Annotated in this window: 12 protein-coding genes; 1 reads left to right on the forward strand and 11 read right to left on the reverse strand. The window is 64.4% G+C overall.

What is annotated here, in order from left to right:
- Positions 1–37: 37 nt before the first annotated feature.
- The 11 genes from ccoS to ugpB all read right to left on the reverse strand — a co-directional run bounded on the left by ccoS (position 38) and on the right by ugpB (position 15274).
- The gene (ccoS, locus tag A9J21_RS08080; protein WP_066733674.1) at positions 38–205 is read right to left on the reverse strand and encodes a cbb3-type cytochrome oxidase assembly protein CcoS; all 168 of its coding nucleotides are present in this window, start codon (positions 203–205) and stop codon (positions 38–40) included.
- Entirely contained in the window at positions 205–2832 is a 2628-nt protein-coding gene (locus A9J21_RS08085; protein ID WP_082926302.1) for a heavy metal translocating P-type ATPase, read from the reverse strand. The genes ccoS and A9J21_RS08085 overlap by 1 nt, the downstream gene beginning before the upstream one ends.
- Positions 2833–2981: 149 nt before the next feature.
- Positions 2982–4079, reverse strand: a complete 1098-nt coding sequence (gene zapE, locus A9J21_RS08090; protein WP_066733675.1) for a cell division protein ZapE — start codon at positions 4077–4079, stop codon at positions 2982–2984.
- Between the two features lie 93 nt (positions 4080–4172).
- The gene (gene lpdA, locus A9J21_RS08095) at positions 4173–5597 is read right to left on the reverse strand and encodes a dihydrolipoyl dehydrogenase (protein WP_066733677.1); all 1425 of its coding nucleotides are present in this window, start codon (positions 5595–5597) and stop codon (positions 4173–4175) included.
- Between the two features lie 149 nt (positions 5598–5746).
- Positions 5747–7000 (reverse strand): 2-oxoglutarate dehydrogenase complex dihydrolipoyllysine-residue succinyltransferase, encoded by a 1254-nt coding sequence (gene odhB / locus A9J21_RS08100; RefSeq protein WP_066733679.1) that lies wholly within the window; start codon positions 6998–7000, stop codon positions 5747–5749.
- Between the two features lie 95 nt (positions 7001–7095).
- Positions 7096–9948, reverse strand: a complete 2853-nt coding sequence (locus A9J21_RS08105) for a 2-oxoglutarate dehydrogenase E1 component (RefSeq protein ID WP_066733682.1) — start codon at positions 9946–9948, stop codon at positions 7096–7098.
- A 295-nt stretch (positions 9949–10243) separates the two neighbouring features.
- The gene (gene ugpQ / locus A9J21_RS08110) at positions 10244–10993 is read right to left on the reverse strand and encodes a glycerophosphodiester phosphodiesterase (protein WP_066733685.1); all 750 of its coding nucleotides are present in this window, start codon (positions 10991–10993) and stop codon (positions 10244–10246) included.
- Positions 10990–12108, reverse strand: a complete 1119-nt coding sequence (locus tag A9J21_RS08115; RefSeq protein WP_066733693.1) for a sn-glycerol-3-phosphate import ATP-binding protein UgpC — start codon at positions 12106–12108, stop codon at positions 10990–10992. The genes ugpQ and A9J21_RS08115 overlap by 4 nt, the downstream gene beginning before the upstream one ends.
- 9 nt (positions 12109–12117) lie before the next feature.
- Positions 12118–12966, reverse strand: coding sequence for a sn-glycerol-3-phosphate ABC transporter permease UgpE (gene ugpE / locus A9J21_RS08120; RefSeq protein WP_066733700.1), 849 nt, complete (start codon positions 12964–12966; stop codon positions 12118–12120).
- A 14-nt stretch (positions 12967–12980) separates the two neighbouring features.
- Positions 12981–13862, reverse strand: a complete 882-nt coding sequence (gene ugpA / locus A9J21_RS08125; RefSeq protein ID WP_066733703.1) for a sn-glycerol-3-phosphate ABC transporter permease UgpA — start codon at positions 13860–13862, stop codon at positions 12981–12983.
- Positions 13863–13963: 101 nt separating this feature from the next.
- On the reverse strand, positions 13964–15274 hold the full coding sequence (gene ugpB, locus A9J21_RS08130) for a sn-glycerol-3-phosphate ABC transporter substrate-binding protein UgpB (protein WP_066733706.1): 1311 nt from the start codon (positions 15272–15274) through the stop codon (positions 13964–13966).
- 205 nt (positions 15275–15479) lie between these two features.
- On the opposite strand from ugpB, the gene A9J21_RS08135 reads away from it, so the two are divergent.
- Positions 15480–16286 (forward strand): HAD-IIB family hydrolase, encoded by an 807-nt coding sequence (locus tag A9J21_RS08135; protein WP_066733707.1) that lies wholly within the window; start codon positions 15480–15482, stop codon positions 16284–16286.
- Positions 16287–16326 lie beyond the last annotated feature (40 nt).

Here is a 16326-nt window from a genome sequence, read left to right on the forward strand (position 1 = left end):
ACCGGTCCTGCACCTGCACGCACCTGCCCGCTTCGCCCTATCGGGCGCGCTCGGGCCCCTGCGGCTTGTCGTTATCAAGCAGGATGGCTTGCGCGGGCCGATCCAGGTCGTCGTACTGACCCGCATGCAACGCCCACCACAAGACCCCTGCGATCAATGCCACCAGCACCAGGCTCATCGGCACCAGCAGATATAGCGTTTCCATCAGGACTCCCCTTCCCGCGCTTCCGGCGCCGCGGCCTTGACGCGCAGCAGCCGCCACGCGTTAGCCACCACCAGCAGCGATGACACCGACATGCCTATGCCTGCCATCCAGGCCGTGACATGGCCCGTTGCGGCCAGCGGGATGGCAATCACGTTGTAGGCAAAGGCCCACCCCAGGTTCTGCCGCACCACGCGGCGGGCGCGGCGCGCGGCGCCGATGGCAGTTGCAATCTCTGCGACGCCGCCGTGCGTCAGTACCGCATCGGCTCCCGCCTGCGCCAGCGGCGCCCCGCTGCCGATGGCGATCGACACCTGCGCCTGTGCCAGTACCGGGGCGTCGTTGATGCCATCGCCCACCGCCAGCACCACTGCGCCACGCTGCTGCAATGCGGCCACGTACTCGCGCTTGCCTTCGGGCGTCACGGCGCCGTGCGCCGTATCCATGCCGAAACGATCCGCCCACCAGCGCACGGCTGCCGCGCTGTCGCCCGACACCAGATGGCAGCGCACACCCTGCGCGCCAAGTGCGCGCAGCAGCGCGCGGGTCTGGGCACGCTCGACATCGGCCAGCTGGAAACAAGCAAGCAGGCCTGTGTCGTCCCCCAGCCAGACTTCCGTGGCGCCCGGGTGGCGCTCGTGCCCCCGTGCATCGGGTTCTGTCCCGGATGACAAGGCAGCCACGTATTCGCGGCGCCCAAGGCGAAGCCGACGACCATCCACCAGGGCTTCGAGTCCTTGCCCCGGTACATTGCGCAGGTCGCTTACCGTGGGATGACCCATGCCGGCGTCGTCACAGGCTTCCGTCAACGCCCGGGCGATCGGATGCTCGCCGCCGCGTTCCATGGCGGCCGCCAGCCGTCGGCAGGCCTGCGCATCGGCCGCGCCGAATGTCTGTGTGGAGACCAGGGCAAAGCACCCTTCCGTCAGCGTGCCCGTCTTGTCGAGCACCACGTCGGTGACACGCGCCAGGGCTTCGAGCGCATGTGCACGCGTCAGCAACATGCCGCGCCGCGACAACGCGGCGCCCGCCGCCGCCAGCGCGGCCGGCGTGGCCAGCGACAGCGCACACGGACAACTCACCACCAGCACCGCCACCGTCACCAGCAGCGCACGCGACGGATCGATCCATACCGCCCAGACCGCCCCGGTCACCACCGCCATGACCAGCAGGGTGCCGACGAACCAGCCGGCGACGCGATCGGCCACTTGCGCCAGCCGGGGCTTGTCCGCCAGCGCGCGATCGAGTACCGCCACGATCTCCGCCAGCCGCGTCTGCGCACCGATACGGTCGATACGGACTTCAAGCGGACTGGCCGCGTTGAAACAGCCCGCCAACACGGTGTCGCCCACCGCGCGCTTTACCGGGCGCGCCTCGCCCGTCAGCATCGATTCATCGAGTTCGCTCGCGCCGGCCAGCACCACGCCGTCCGCGGGCACGATCTCGCCGGCCTTGACCCGGATGCGGTCGCCCGGCTGCAGTCGGGCAACCGGGATACGCTCGCCCGCGCCACCGGCCTGTGCCAGCCGCTCGCAGGTGGCCGGCAGCTGCCGCGCCAGCATTTCCGCGCCGCTGCGCGATGCCTGGCGCACCCGCAGTTCCAGGTAGCGCGCCAGCAACAGGAACGCGACGAACATCGTCACGGAATCGAAATACACCTCGCCCACGCCGCGCGCGGTGGCGACGGCACTGGCCAGGAAGCCTGCCGCCACGCCAATGGCGACCGGCACGTCCATGCCCATGTGGCGGTGCCGCAGGGACCGCCAGGCGCCGGCAAAGATCGGCCAGGCGGAATAGAGAACGACCGGAACGGTCAAGGCAAAGCTGGCCCAGCGCATGAGCTGCAGCTGGCCGGGATCGATCGTGGCTTCGTGCGTATAGAGCGGCCACGCGTACATCATCACCTGCATCATGCCGAGCATCGCCACGGCCATCCGCATCAGCAGGCTGCGGCGTTCGCGGCGATCCTGCTGGTCGGAGCGCGACACTTCGAACGGCCATGCCGCGTAACCGATATCGGCCAGGCTGGACAACAGGTCGGCAACGCCTTGCGAGGCATCGCGCCAACGCACGATCACGCGGCGCGTCGCCACATTGGCAACCACCGACTCCACCCCTTCCAACTGCCCCAGATGCTGCTCGATCAACCACGCGCAGGCGGCACAACGGATGTTTTCCGGCGCCAGCGTCACCTCGGAGCGGCCGTCGCCGGCCGGACGCACGAACTGGCTGCGCAATTCCGGGGTGTCATAGGCAGCCCAGACCGGCTCGGCTTCGCGCCGGGCTTCAGCGTCGATCGGACGCGCAAAGCGTGTGACATCGCCGTAGAGATGCCCGAAGCCGGCGGCGTGCAGCGTCTGCGCCAGGGTCTGGCAGCCGCCGCAGCAAAAAGTGCGTGACTGGCCGTCGATCTGGGCGACAAACGGCGCGGCGGCCTTCAGTGGCTGCCCGCAATGGAAGCAATCGGTGGATGAAACGGGAGGAAGCGTGGAAGAAAGCGCGGAGGAAGCTGGCGAAGACGCCAATGCCCGCCCGGCAGAAGGGGCGTCGGAGGGGTCGGCAAATGCACTGGCAGATGCACTGGCAGATGCCAGACTTGGCGCGAGGGGGGCGGTAGTTGGAGACGGCATGGCGCGCTTTTATTACCCAGTGGATACTAGGTACCTTGCGCGCGCCCTTCCTTGATACAAATCAAACTTGGGGGAACGACCTCAGAATCGGCCCTTGCAGGTGTCCGGCAAACAACGGTGGCTTGCAGGGCGCCTCGATTTCAGGCTGATCAGGTCAGGGAGGTGTCCATCACCCGGCGTTCCGATTCCAGGTACTCGCGCGACTGCATCTCGATGATGCGCGACACGGTGCGGTGAAACTCGTTAGCCATCTGCCCTTCGGTATACAGCTCGTCGGCCGGCACCTCGGCAGAAATCAGCAGCTTGACCTTGTGGTCGTAGAACACGTCGATCAGCCAGGTGAAACGGCGCGCCTCCGACGACATGCGCGGCGTCATCTTTGGCACGTCCGAGAGGATCACCGTGTGGAATTGCGAGGCAATTTCCAGATAGTCGTTCTGCGAACGTGGTCCGCCGCACAGGGTGGCGAAATCGAACCAGACCACACCGTTGGCCTTGCGCAGCGCCTTGATCTCGCGATGCTCGATATGGAGAATCGGCGATTCGTCGGCAGTACCGGCAATCGACACGAACGCATCGCGCAGCGCGGCGCTTGCCTCGCGGCCCAGCGGCGTGTGGTACGCCTGCACCTGCTCCAGCGCCCGCTTCCGGTAGTCGATACCGGCGTCGACGTTCAGCACGTCCAGTTTCGTCTGCAGCAGCTGGATGGCCGGCAACACGCGGTCGCGATGCAGGCCGTCCGGGTACAGCAGGTCAGGACGATAGTTCGACGTCATCACGAACTGCACGCCGTTGTCGAACAGCTGTTGCAGCAGGCGGTGCAGGATCATCGCGTCGGCCACGTCGCTGACGTGGAACTCGTCGAAGCAGATCAGGCGAAAGCGGCGCGCGATGCGCCTGGCGAGTTCGTCGAGCGGGTCGGGACGGCCCCGCAGCTCCTCAAGCTCGCGATGCACCTCGCGCATGAATTCATGGAAATGCAGCCGGGTCTTGCGCACCACGGGCACGCAGGAATAGAAGCTGTCCATCAGGAACGACTTGCCGCGCCCCACCCCGCCCCACAGGTATACGCCCTTGGGCACATCCGGGTGCACCAACAGCTTCTTCAGCGCGTTGTTGCGGCGGCTCTTGTACGCCACCCACTCGTCGTAGCACTGCTGCAGCCGCGCCACGGCGCGCAGTTGCGCCTCGTCGGACTGATAGCCGCGCTGCTTGAGTTCGTGTTCGTAAAACTCGGTGACGTTCATGTCGGGGCCTGGGAAATACCGGGGTGCTTCAAGCGAAAACGGCGCGCCGCAGGAATCGCGGCGCGCCGGTGCTCACCAGGAGGTGAACGGGTATTACATGTTCAGCTGACGCTTGTCGACGGCCAGCGCGGCTTCGCGCATGACTTCCGACATCGACGGGTGCGGGTGGCAGACGCGACCGATGTCTTCGCTTGCCGCCTTGAACTCCATGGCCACCACGGCTTCGGCGATCAGGTCCGAAGCATTGGCTGCCACGATGTGCACACCCAGGATCTCGTCGGTCTTGGCATCGGCCAGCATCTTCACGAAGCCATCCGAAGCACCCATGCCCAGCGCACGGCCGTTGGCCATGAACGGGAACTGGCCCGACTTGTACTCGCGGCCTTCGGCCTTGAGCTGCTGCTCGGTCTTGCCGACCCACGCGATTTCCGGGAACGTGTAGATGACCCAGGGAACCGTGTTGAAGTCGATGTGCGGCTTCTGGCCGACGATGCGCTCGGCCACGGCCACGCCTTCGTCTTCGGCCTTGTGCGCCAGCATCGGGCCACGCACCACGTCGCCGATTGCCCAGATGCCCGGCACCTTGGTCTGGCAGTGGTCGTCAACCTCGATGAAGCCACGCTGATCCACGCCCAGGCCAACGGCCTCCAGGCCCAGGTTGTCGGTGTTCGGCACGCGGCCGACCGACACGATCAGGCGATCCACTTCCAGCGTCTGGTCCTTGCCGTCCTTGTCGGTGTAGGCAACGGTGACGTTGTCCTTGCCGGTCTTGACTTCATTGACCTTGACGCTCAGGTTGAACTTCAGGCCTTGCTTGGTCAGCAGCTTCTGGGCTTCCTTGGCCACGCCTTCGTCGGCAGCGCCCAGGAATGCGGGCAGCGCTTCCAGCACGGTCACGTCGGCGCCCAGACGGCGCCATACCGAACCCAGTTCCAGACCGATCACGCCGGCGCCGATCACGCCCAGCTTCTTCGGCACCGACTCAAACTTCAGCGCGCCTTCGTTGTCGCTGATCAGCTTGTTGTCGACAGTGATACCGGGCAGGTGACGGGCCTTCGAGCCCGTGGCGATGATGACCTGCTTGGCGGTCAGCGTTTCGCCGTTCACTTCGACCTGGAAGCCTTCGGCTGCCTTGCCGGCGAACTTGCCGTAGCCCTTGACCAGCGTGATCTTGTTCTTGCGGAACAGGAACTCGATGCCCTTGGTCATCTTGCCGACGATGTCGTCCTTGCGCTTGAGCATCTTGGCCACGTCGACCTTGATGTCGCCCACGGTAATGCCGTGGTCAGCCAGGTGATGCGAGGCGTTCTCGAACTCTTCCGAGGAAGCCAGCAGCGCCTTGGACGGAATGCAACCCACGTTCAGGCAGGTGCCGCCCAGACGGGCTTCGCCCTTGGGATCGTCATAGGCGTTGCCTTCCAGGCAAGCCACGTTCAGGCCCAGCTGGGCAGCACGAATGGCGGCGATGTAGCCGCCGGGGCCGGCGCCGATCACCAGCACGTCGAATTGTTTGCTCATGGGAAATATCTCTTTGGCACGTCATGCCCGCGCCAATGTGGCAGGCATCCGGCGGCATCGCGCGGGCGATGCGCTCGCCGGGTCCCCGCACCGGAGTGCGGGGACGACGACAAACGAAAGACGGAGTGTCTGTCTGGGGACAGGACCGATTACAGGTCCAGCAGCAGGCGGGCCGGATCTTCCAGCGCTTCCTTCATGGCCACCAGACCCAGCACGGCTTCGCGGCCGTCGATGATACGGTGGTCATAGGACATGGCCAGGTAGTTCATCGGACGGATCACGATCTGACCGTCTTCCACCACGGCGCGGTCCTTGGTGGCGTGAACGCCCAGGATGGCCGATTGCGGCGGGTTGATAATCGGGGTCGACAGCATCGAACCGAACGTACCGCCGTTCGAGATCGAGAACGTACCGCCGGTCAGGTCTTCCAGCGACAGCTTGCCGTCACGGGCCTTGGCACCGAACTCGGCAATCTTCTTCTCGATGTCGGCCAGGCTCATCTGGTCGGCGTTGCGCAGGATCGGCACCACCAGGCCACGCGGCGAGCCAACGGCGATACCGATGTCGAAGTAGCCGTGGTAGACGATGTCGTTGCCGTCAACCGAAGCGTTGATGATCGGGTACTTCTTCAGCGCGTGGACGGCGGCCTTCACGAAGAACGACATGAAGCCCAGCTTCACGCCGTGTTCCTTCTCGAAGCGATCCTTGTACTTGTTACGCAGATCCATGACCGGCTTCATGTTCACTTCGTTGAACGTGGTCAGGATGGCGTTGGTCGATTGCGACTGCACCAGGCGCTCGGCGATACGGGCGCGCAGGCGGCTCATCGGCACGCGCTCTTCCGGGCGGTCGCCCAGCGCGGCGAAGTCGACCTGGGCCGACACTTGCGGCAGGGCCGGCTTGGCAGCGGCCGGAGCCGGAGCAGCCTTGGCGGCCGGTGCCGGGGCCGAACCAGCGGCCAGCACGTCGCCCTTGGTGATGCGGCCGTCCTTGCCGGTGCCGGCAACTTGCGAGGCCGACAGGCCGCCTTCGGCCATCAGCTTGGCAGCCGACGGCATGGCGATGGCGCCAGCAGCAGCGGGAGCGGCGGCCGGGGCAGCGGCCGGAGCGGCAGCTGCAGGAGCCGGGGCGGCAGCAGCCGGAGCGGCGGCGCCAGCGGTGGCTTCCGTGTCGATCTTGGCGATGATTTCATCGGCCACAACGGTGTCGCCGTCGTTCTTGACGATCTGCGACAGCACGCCAGCCGACGGGGCCGGCACTTCCAGCACAACCTTGTCCGTTTCGATTTCGATCAGGATTTCGTCCTGAGCAACGGCTTCGCCCGGCTTCTTCTTCCAGTTCAGCATGGTCGCTTCGGCGACCGATTCAGACAGTTGCGGAACCTTGACGTCAACAATAGCCATGGTTTGTTAAATCCTCGATGTATGCGATGTGTTTCGTTTCAGGCAGGCAGTCCCGCAGCGCGCATCCCTGTGCGCCGCCGCGGGGTACCAACGAATTACTTGGTCAGAACAAAGCCCTTGAGCTTGGAGAACGCGGCTTCCAGCAGCGCCTTCTGTTGCTCGTTGTGCTTTGCGTAGTAGCCCACCGCCGGCGAAGCCGAGGCGGGACGACCGGCATAACCGAGCTTCTGGCCTTCCGTCATGTTTTCCATGATGTAGTGCTGGACGAAGAACCAGGCACCCTGGTTCTGCGGCTCGTCCTGGCACCACACGATTTCGGTCGCGCCGGGGTACTTCTTGAGTTCTGCGGCAACGGCCTTGTGCGGGAACGGGTACAGCTGTTCCAGACGGATGATCGCGGTGTCGCCCGCCTCGCGTTCCTTGCGGGTGTTGACCAGGTCGTAGTAGACCTTGCCCGAGCACATGATCACGCGCTTGACCTTGCTGGCGTTCAGTTCCTCGTGATCGGGGATCACGGTCTCGAAATGGCCCTTGGCCAGATCGGACAGCGGCGACACGGCGTCCTTGCTGCGCAGCAGCGACTTCGGCGTCATGATCACCAGCGGCTTGCGGAACAGACGGATCATCTGGCGACGCAGCAGGTGGAAGATCTGGGCCGGCGTGGTCGGCTGAACCACTTGCATGTTGTGGTCTGCGCAGAGCTGCAGGAAACGCTCGATACGGGCCGAGCTGTGTTCCGGACCCTGGCCTTCGTAGCCGTGCGGCAGCATCATCGTCAGGCCCGAGGCGCGGCCCCACTTCACTTCGCCCGACGAGATGAACTGGTCGATCACCACCTGGGCGCCGTTGACGAAGTCGCCGAACTGGGCTTCCCAGATCACCAGCGCGTTCGGTTCGGCGGTCGAGTAGCCGTATTCGAAGCCGAGCACGGCCTCTTCCGACAGCACCGAGTCGATCACCGTGAACGGTGCCTGGTTGTCCGACACGTTCTGCAGCGGCACGTACGAGCCGGCATCCCAGCGCTCGCGGCCCTGGTCATGCAGCACGGCGTGACGGTGCGTGAACGTACCGCGGCCGGCATCCTGGCCGGTGATACGCACCGGGTAGCCCGAAGCGACCAGCGAGGCGAAGGCCAGGTGTTCACCCATGCCCCAGTCCAGCATCTGCTCGCCCTTGCCCATGTTGGAACGGTCCTTGATGACCTTGTCCACCAGCGGGTGCAGCTTGAGCTGTTCCGGAATCGTGGTGATGCGCTCGGCCAGACGCTTCAGTTCCGTCATCGGAACGGCGGTGTCGGCGGCATCGGTCCACTTGCGGTTCAGGAACGGCATCCAGTCCACGGCGAACTTGTTCTTGAAGTTCGACAGGACCGGGTCGACCGTGTGCTTGCCGGCGTCCATGGCGGCACGATAGCCCTTGACCAGCTCGTCGCCGAACTCGCCGGCGGTCAGGTTCTGGGCCACCAGCTTGTCGGCGTACAGCTTGCGCGTACCCGCGTGCTGGCCGATCTTCTTGTACATCAGCGGCTGCGTCATGGCAGGAGTGTCCTGCTCGTTGTGACCCAGCTTGCGGAAGCAGATGATGTCGACCACGACGTCCTTGTTGAATTCCATGCGGAAGTCAACGGCCAGTTGCATGGCGTACACCACGGCTTCGGGATCGTCGCCGTTCACGTGCAGCACCGGGGCCTCGATCATCTTGACCACGTCCGTGCAATACAGCGTCGAACGCGCATCGCGCGGGTCCGAGGTGGTGAAGCCGATCTGGTTGTTGATGACGATGTGCATCGTGCCGCCCGTGCCGTAGCCGCGGGTCTGCGCGAGGTTCAGCGTTTCCATCACCACGCCCTGGCCGGCAAAGGCCGCGTCGCCGTGCACCTGCACCGGCAGCACTTCCTTGTGGCCCGCGTCGCCACGGCGTTCCTGGCGCGCCTTCGACGAGCCTTCCACCACCGGGTTGACGATTTCCAGGTGCGACGGGTTGAACGCGAGCGACAGGTGAACCGGGCCGCCTTCGGTCGAGACATCGCTCGAGAAGCCCTTGTGGTACTTCACGTCACCGGCCGGCAGGTCGTCGACGTGCTTGCCTTCGAATTCGGCGAACAGGTCGGCGGGCATCTTGCCCAGCGTGTTGACCAGCACGTTCAGACGGCCACGGTGGGCCATGCCGATCACGATTTCCTGCACGCCCTTGGAACCGGCGTGCTGGATCAGTTCGTCCATCGCGGCGATGAAGCTTTCGCCGCCTTCCAGCGAGAAGCGCTTCTGGCCGACATACTTGGTGTGGAGGAAGCGCTCCAGGCCTTCGGCCGCGGTCAGGCGGTCGAGGATGTGCTTCTTCTTCTCCAGCGTGAACACGGGCTTGGAACGCGTGGTTTCCAGGCGTTCCTGCCACCAGCGCTTCTGCGCCTGGTCGCTCACGTACATGAACTCGGCGCCGATGGTGCCGCAGTACGTCTCACGGAGGTTGTTGAGCAGCTCGCGCAGGCTCATCGACTCCTTGCCGAAATACGTGTTGCTGGCATTGAAGACGATGTCGAGGTCGGCCTCGGAGAAACCGTAGAACGCCGGATCCAGGTCAGGCAGGGGCGGACGCTCCTGACGCTTGAGCGGATCGAGGTCGGCCCAGTGCGAACCGATGTTGCGGTATGCGGCGATCAGCTGCGTGGCAGCGACGCGCTTGCGGCCCATGTCGGAATCGGCCGAGGCAACAATGGTCTTGATGGGGCCAGCCTTGGCGCGCTCGGCGAACGAGGCGACGATCGGGGCGTGGGGGATATCGCGGGCGTTGGAACCGTCCACAGCCGGGACATTCTGCATCGCGTCGAAATACGCGCGCCAGTTGTCGGGAACCGAGCTGGGATTCTGGAGATAGGCCTCGTACAGCTCTTCCACATAGGGGGCGTTGCCGCCGAAGAGGTACGAATTGCTTTGATACTGCTGCATCATGGGGCGCTCACTATTCTCCGGGTATGCCGGAGTTAAGCGGGTTCATCAACCTTCCGCGACACGGCCTGACCGGTTAGCGGATTGCAAACAACTCTTGGGGGTCCTGCGGTTACCACCTTGAACGAACGGCACCCGGGGGTGCCGTCTGTCCCGGTCTCGCCGCCTGACCCGAAAGGGCAAGTTGTGCGGGAAGGACCTAAGTCTTCACTCGCAGAGCATAGCATGTAATCCCCCAGACAGTGGGGACTTTTCGTGATGCAAAATCGAGACAGTTTGTCCAGGAACGCTACGGCTGCTATGACTGCGGTTCGATCTGGTCGACCGCATCGGTAATCAGGCCATCGAGCCCCCAGGACAGCAGGTCCTGCGCCCGCGACGGGTCGTTGACCGTGTAGCACAGCACCTTGAAGCCCGCAGCATGGGCGTCGGCAATGACCCTGGCGTCGAGTTCGCGATGATTCGAGTCCAGCGCCACGCAATCCAGGCGCCGCAGGCGGTCGAGCCAGTCGGGCGGAAGCTTGTCCAGCAGCAAGGCGCGCGGCAGGTTCGGCGCGGCGAGCCGCGCCGCTTCGAGCGCGACCTCGGAAAACGACGACAGCAGCGGCGGCACGGCCGCACCCTCCCACAATGAAAGTGCGTCAAAAGCCACGGCTGCGCCAGTGCGGTATTCGGCACCCGGTACCGGCTTGATCTCGATATTGACCAGGAAGCCGTTGGCCTGCGTATAGCGGGCGATGGCCGCCAGCGTCGGCACCGGCTCGCCGGCGAATGCCGGGCTGTGCCAGGTGCCGGCGTCCAGCAAGGCGATCTCGCCAAGCGTCAGCGCGTCGACGCGCCCGCGGCCCGAGGTCGTGCGGTCCAGCGTGGCATCGTGCATCAGCACGGGCTTGCCGTCGCCGGACAGCTTCACGTCGAACTCGAACATCCGGTAGCCGAACGACGCGCCATGACGAAAGGCCGCCAGCGTGTTCTCGGGCGCCAGCTTGCCGGCACCACGGTGCGCGATATGCCGCGGATACGGCCAGTTCGTCCGGATATCGCTCATGCCAGGACCTCGATCCGCTTGCCGTGCTGCATGTCGAAGAAGTGCAGGTGATCGGCCGATGCGGTGATCGGCAGCTTGTCGCCGGCGCGCACGGGCATATGGCTGTCCAGCCGCACCACGATTGGCTGGCCGCCCAGCGTGCCGTAGGCAAACGAGTCGGCGCCCAGCGCCTCCACCACGCGCACGTCTACCTCGGCAATCGCCTCGTGCGTGGCGCACGGCTCGATGTGCTCGGGACGCAGCCCCATCAGCGCCTGCTCCGGCAGGTGCAGGCCCATCGGCAGATGGCCCAGCGTGGCCGCGCCGGCCTGACCTTCCTTCGGCAGGACCCGCATCTGCGCCTCGCCGCCCTGGGCGCCCTGCCCCGCGCCATTGCGCGCCACCGGCACCAGGTTCATCGGCGGCGAGCCAATGAAGCTGGCCACGAACGTGCTGGCCGGGCGCGAATACACTTCCAGCGGCGTGCCGATCTGTTCGACGCGTCCGCCGTTGAGCACCATCATGCGGTCGGCCAGCGTCATGGCCTCCACCTGGTCATGGGTCACGTACAGGCTGGTGGTCTTCAGACGGCGGTGCAGGTCCTTCAGTTCCAGGCGCATCTGCACGCGCAGCTTGGCATCGAGGTTCGACAGCGGTTCGTCGAACAGGAACACGGCCGGTTCGCGCACGATGGCACGGCCCATGGCCACGCGCTGGCGCTGGCCGCCCGACAGCGCGCGCGGCTTGCGTTCCAGCAGCGGCGCCAGCTCCAGGATGCCGGCCGCGTGCTTGACGCGCTGTTCGATCTCGGCCTTCGACATGCCACGGATCTTGAGCCCGTACGCCATGTTGTCGTAGACGCTCATATGCGGATACAGCGCGTAGTTCTGGAACACCATCGCGATGTCGCGCTCGGCCGGTTCCAGGTCGTTCACGACCTTGTCGCCGATATGCACCTCGCCACCGGTGATCGTTTCCAGCCCCGCCACCATGCGCAGCAGCGTGGACTTGCCACAGCCGGACGGGCCGACGATCACGATGAACTCGCCGTCGGCGATTTCCATATCGATGCCATGCACCACCTGGGTGCCGCCGGCGTAGGTCTTCTGTACGTTGCGAAGAGACAGCTTTGCCATGGTCTGACCTTATTTTTCCGTTTCCACCAGGCCCTTGACGAACCAGCGTTGCATCAGCACGACCACCACGGCCGGCGGAATCATCGCCAGCATCACCGTGGCCATCACCAGGTTCCAGTCGGTGGCCGCATCGCCCGAGCGGGAGATCATCTGCGTCACGCCCACCACCACGGGCGTCATCGATTTCTGCGTGGTGATCAGCAGCGGCCACAGGTACTGGTTCCACCCGTAGATAAACTGGATCACGAACAGCGCCGCGATGCTGGTGCGCGACAGCGGCAGCACCACATCCCAGAAGAAGCGCAGCGGGCCGGCGCCGTCGATGCGGGCTGCCTCGGCCAGTTCGTCCGGAATGGTCAGGAAGAACTGGCGGAACAGGAACGTGGCCGTGGCCGACGCGATGATCGGAATCGTCAGCCCGAGGTAGCTATCCAGCAGGCCCAGGTCCGACACCACCTTGTAGGTCGGCAGGATCCGCACTTCCACCGGCAGCATCAGCGTGATGAAGATCATCCAGAAGAACACCTTGCGCAGCGGAAAGCGGAAATAGACCACCGCGAAGGCCGAGATGATCGAGATCGCGATCTTGCCCAGCGCAATGCCCAGCGCCATGATCAGGCTGTTCTTCATCATCGTGGACACCGGCGACGCCGATTCGCCCACGCCCTGGAACAGCACCGTGCGATAGTTTTCGATCAGGTGGCCGCCCGGGATCAGCGTCATCGGGGCGTCCAGCACCTGTTCGGCCGTCAGCGTCGACGCCACGAAAGTCAGGTACACCGGAAACGCCACGACGACGATGCCCAGGATCAGCACCACGTGGGTAATGAAGTCCAGTACAGGACGACGCTCTACCATTGCCTATCCTCCTGTCAGTATTGGACCTTGCGTTCCACAAAGCGGAACTGCACCACGGTCAACGCGATCACGATCACCATCAGCACCACGGACTGCGCGGCCGAGCCGCCGATGTCCATGCCGCGGAAGCCATCGTGGAACACCTTGTAGACGAGCGTATTCGTGGAATTGAACGGGCCGCCGTGCGTCACCGCATCGATGATCGCGAACGTGTCGAAGAACGCGTAGACCACGTTGATCACCAGCAGGAAGAACGTCGTTGGCGACAGCAGCGGGAACACGATCGACCAGAAACGCTTCCACGGCCCGGCGCCATCGATGGCCGCCGCCTCGATCAGCGACCTGGGAATGCTCTGCAGCCCGGCCAGGAAGAACAGGAAGTTGTAGCTGATCTGCTTCCACGCGGCCGCCAGCACCACCAGGGCCAGCGCCTGGTTGCTGTCGAGCAGGTAGTTCCAGTCCACCCCGATCTTGCGCAGCGCGAATGACACCACGCCCAGCGTCGGGTTGAACATGAACATCCAGAGCACGCCCGCCACGGCCGGCGCCACGGCGTACGGCCAGATCAGCAGCGTCTTGTAACCGGTGGCGGCACGCACCACGCGGTCGGCAAAGTACGCCAGCAACAGCGCCACCGACAGGCCCACCACGGTCACGCCGATGGCAAATACGCCTGTCACCTGAAACGATTCGATGTAGTTCGGATCGTTCCAGAGTGTGACAAAGTTGTCGGCGCCAACGAAATCGAGATTGATGCCGAAGGCATCCTGCTGCAGCATCGACTGCCACAGCGCCTGCCCGGCCGGCAGGAAGAAGAAAACCAGCGTGATGACGATCTGCGGCAGCACCAGCAGATACGGCAGCCACGGCGACCGGAATACGACGCGTTTTTCCATGGGATGGATTCCGCCCTGAGACTGAACGACTGAACGACTGAACAAACGTCAAGCGGGCGACGGTTGTGCCGCCGCCCGCTCGGGTCCCGCACCGGCCGGAGTTATTCCCGCGCGGTCTTCTGGAAGCGTTCCAGCTGTTCGTTACCGCGTGCCACGGCCGCGTCCAGCGCCGCCTTTGGCTCCTTCTTGCCCGCCCACACGGATTCCAGTTCCTCGTCGACGATCGTGCGGATCTGCACCAGATTGCCCAGGCGCACGCCGCGCGACTTGTCGGTGGTCTTCACGACCATCTGCTCGACCGACACATCGGCGCCCGGATTCTTGTCGTAATAACCCGATTTCTTGGTCAGCTCATAGGCAGCCATCGTCAGCGGCAGATAGCCAGTGGCCTGGTGCCAGTCGGACTGGATCTCGGGCTGCGACAGGAACGTGAAGAACTTGGCTACGCCCTTGTATTCTTCGGCCTTCTTGCCGCCCATCACCCACAGCGAAGCGCCACCGATGATCGTGTTCTGCGGGGCGCCCTGCACGTCCGCGTAGTACGGGAGCTGCGACACGCCGAACTGGAACTTGGCGTTTTTACGAATGTTTGCCAGCGACGCCGACGAGCCCGTGAACATCGCGCATTCGCCGTTGTAGAACTTGGCCTGCGACTCCGACTTGCGGCCGCCGTAGCTGAAATAGCCTTTCTTGACCATTTCCTGCAGGTTGGTGATGTGCTTCACGTGCAGCGGGCTGTTGAACACCAGACGCGCGTCGGTGCCGCCAAAGCCGTTGTTCTTGGTCGCGAACAGCGTGTTGTGCCAGGCCGAGAAGCTTTCCAGGTGCACCCAGCTCTGCCAGTCGGTGGTGTAGGCGCAGCTGCTGCCGGCCGCCTTGAGCTTGGCCGAATACTGCATCACCTCGGGCCAGGTCTTCGGCGGGGCCGACAGGCCAGCTTTCTTGAAGGCGTCCTTGTTGTAATAGAAGACGGTGGTCGAGCTGTTGAACGGGAACGACAGCATCTCGCCCTTTGACGAGGTGTAGTAACCCGCCACGGCCGGGATATAGGCCTTCTGGTCGAACTTCTCGCCCGCTTCCTTCATGACGACGGACACCGGCTTGATGGCGCCCTTGGCACTCATCATCGTGGCGGTGCCTACCTCGAACACCTGCAGGATGGCCGGGGCGCCGCCCGCGCGGAACGCGGCGATACCGGCGGCCATCGTCTCGTCGTAGTTGCCCTTGTTCACGGGCACGATCTTGTAGTCAGACTGGCTGGCGTTGAACTTGTTGGCGATCTCGTTCACCTTGTCGTTCAGCGCGCCCTGCATGGCGTGCCACCACTGGATCTCTACGGCTGCGTGGGCCGTGCCGGCCAGGGCCAGGCTGGCCACTGCGGCGAATTTCAACGCGAAGCGCGGGAAGGACATTGGCATTTCTCCTGAGGCCGTTCGGTGCGACAGTTTTTTTGAAAAAGCGACCGACTGTATGCATTTTTTGTGACAGGCATGTTACGCCGCTCCGTTGTCATCGAACACCGGGCAAACCCGCCCTTGCGCAAGAGAATGTTGCAGCATATTGACGACAGACAATTGCCCCGCCAGGCTCCGGCCGCCACGGCTACAATCCCCCGCCATGACCGTACCGACCTCCTTTTCCGCCCTGCCCGACAGCGCGCTGCGCCGTGTCCGCGGCATCCTGACCGACATCGACGGCACCCTGACCACCGATGGCCGCCTGCCCGCCGCCACCTACGTCGCGCTCGACCGGCTCAAACGGGCCGGACTGCACGTGGTCCCGGTGACGGGGCGCTGCATCGCATGGGCGGAAATCCTGACACGCCTGTGGCCTGTCGACGCGATCATCGGTGAAAATGGTGCGTTCTACTCACATCTCGTCGACAACAAGCTCATCACCCGCTTTCTCGACGATGCCGCCACCCGCGAGGCCAACCTGTTCCGGATTCATGCGCTGGGCCAGGAAATCCTGCGCGAAGTGCCGGGCTGCGCGCTGGCGTCGGACCAGGCATGGCACGCGGCCGACCTGGCCATCGACCACGCCGAAGACGTCTCGCCGCTGCCCCAGACCGCCGTCGACCGCATCGTAGCCATCATGCGCGGCGCCGGCATGACCGCCACCGTCAGCTCGATCCACGTCAACGGCTGGTTCGGCCACCACGACAAGCTGTCGATGAGCCGGCTCTGTGTAGAGGAATTACTCGGGGACGACATCGACGTCCAGCGCGATGAGTGGCTGTTCATCGGCGATTCGGCCAACGACGTGGCGATGTTCGGCCATTTCCCCCTGTCGGTGGGCGTGGCGAACGTACGCGACATTCTGGACAAACTGCCAGTGAAACCCGCCTACATCACCGATGCGGCCGGTGGAGAAGGTTTTGCGGAAATGGCGGAAAGGGTCTTGAAGCTGAAACAGTTGGCATAACGCACGCTGTCCGTCGTGCTTCAATGAGACATGTACAGGG

Source organism: Cupriavidus sp. D384 (assembly GCF_001652915.1).
Lineage (GTDB): Bacteria > Pseudomonadota > Gammaproteobacteria > Burkholderiales > Burkholderiaceae > Cupriavidus.

Coding starts and splice junctions, on each gene's coding strand:
- ccoS (WP_066733674.1), bottom strand. CDS start 205: ATGGAAACGCTATATCTGCTGGTGCCGATGAGCCTGGTGCTGGTGGCA.
- A9J21_RS08085 (WP_082926302.1), bottom strand. CDS start 2,832: ATGCCGTCTCCAACTACCGCCCCCCTCGCGCCAAGTCTGGCATCTGCC.
- zapE (WP_066733675.1), bottom strand. CDS start 4,079: ATGAACGTCACCGAGTTTTACGAACACGAACTCAAGCAGCGCGGCTAT.
- lpdA (WP_066733677.1), bottom strand. CDS start 5,597: ATGAGCAAACAATTCGACGTGCTGGTGATCGGCGCCGGCCCCGGCGGC.
- odhB (WP_066733679.1), bottom strand. CDS start 7,000: ATGGCTATTGTTGACGTCAAGGTTCCGCAACTGTCTGAATCGGTCGCC.
- A9J21_RS08105 (WP_066733682.1), bottom strand. CDS start 9,948: ATGATGCAGCAGTATCAAAGCAATTCGTACCTCTTCGGCGGCAACGCC.
- ugpQ (WP_066733685.1), bottom strand. CDS start 10,993: ATGAGCGATATCCGGACGAACTGGCCGTATCCGCGGCATATCGCGCAC.
- A9J21_RS08115 (WP_066733693.1), bottom strand. CDS start 12,108: ATGGCAAAGCTGTCTCTTCGCAACGTACAGAAGACCTACGCCGGCGGC.
- ugpE (WP_066733700.1), bottom strand. CDS start 12,966: ATGGTAGAGCGTCGTCCTGTACTGGACTTCATTACCCACGTGGTGCTG.
- ugpA (WP_066733703.1), bottom strand. CDS start 13,862: ATGGAAAAACGCGTCGTATTCCGGTCGCCGTGGCTGCCGTATCTGCTG.
- ugpB (WP_066733706.1), bottom strand. CDS start 15,274: ATGTCCTTCCCGCGCTTCGCGTTGAAATTCGCCGCAGTGGCCAGCCTG.
- A9J21_RS08135 (WP_066733707.1), top strand. CDS start 15,480: ATGACCGTACCGACCTCCTTTTCCGCCCTGCCCGACAGCGCGCTGCGC.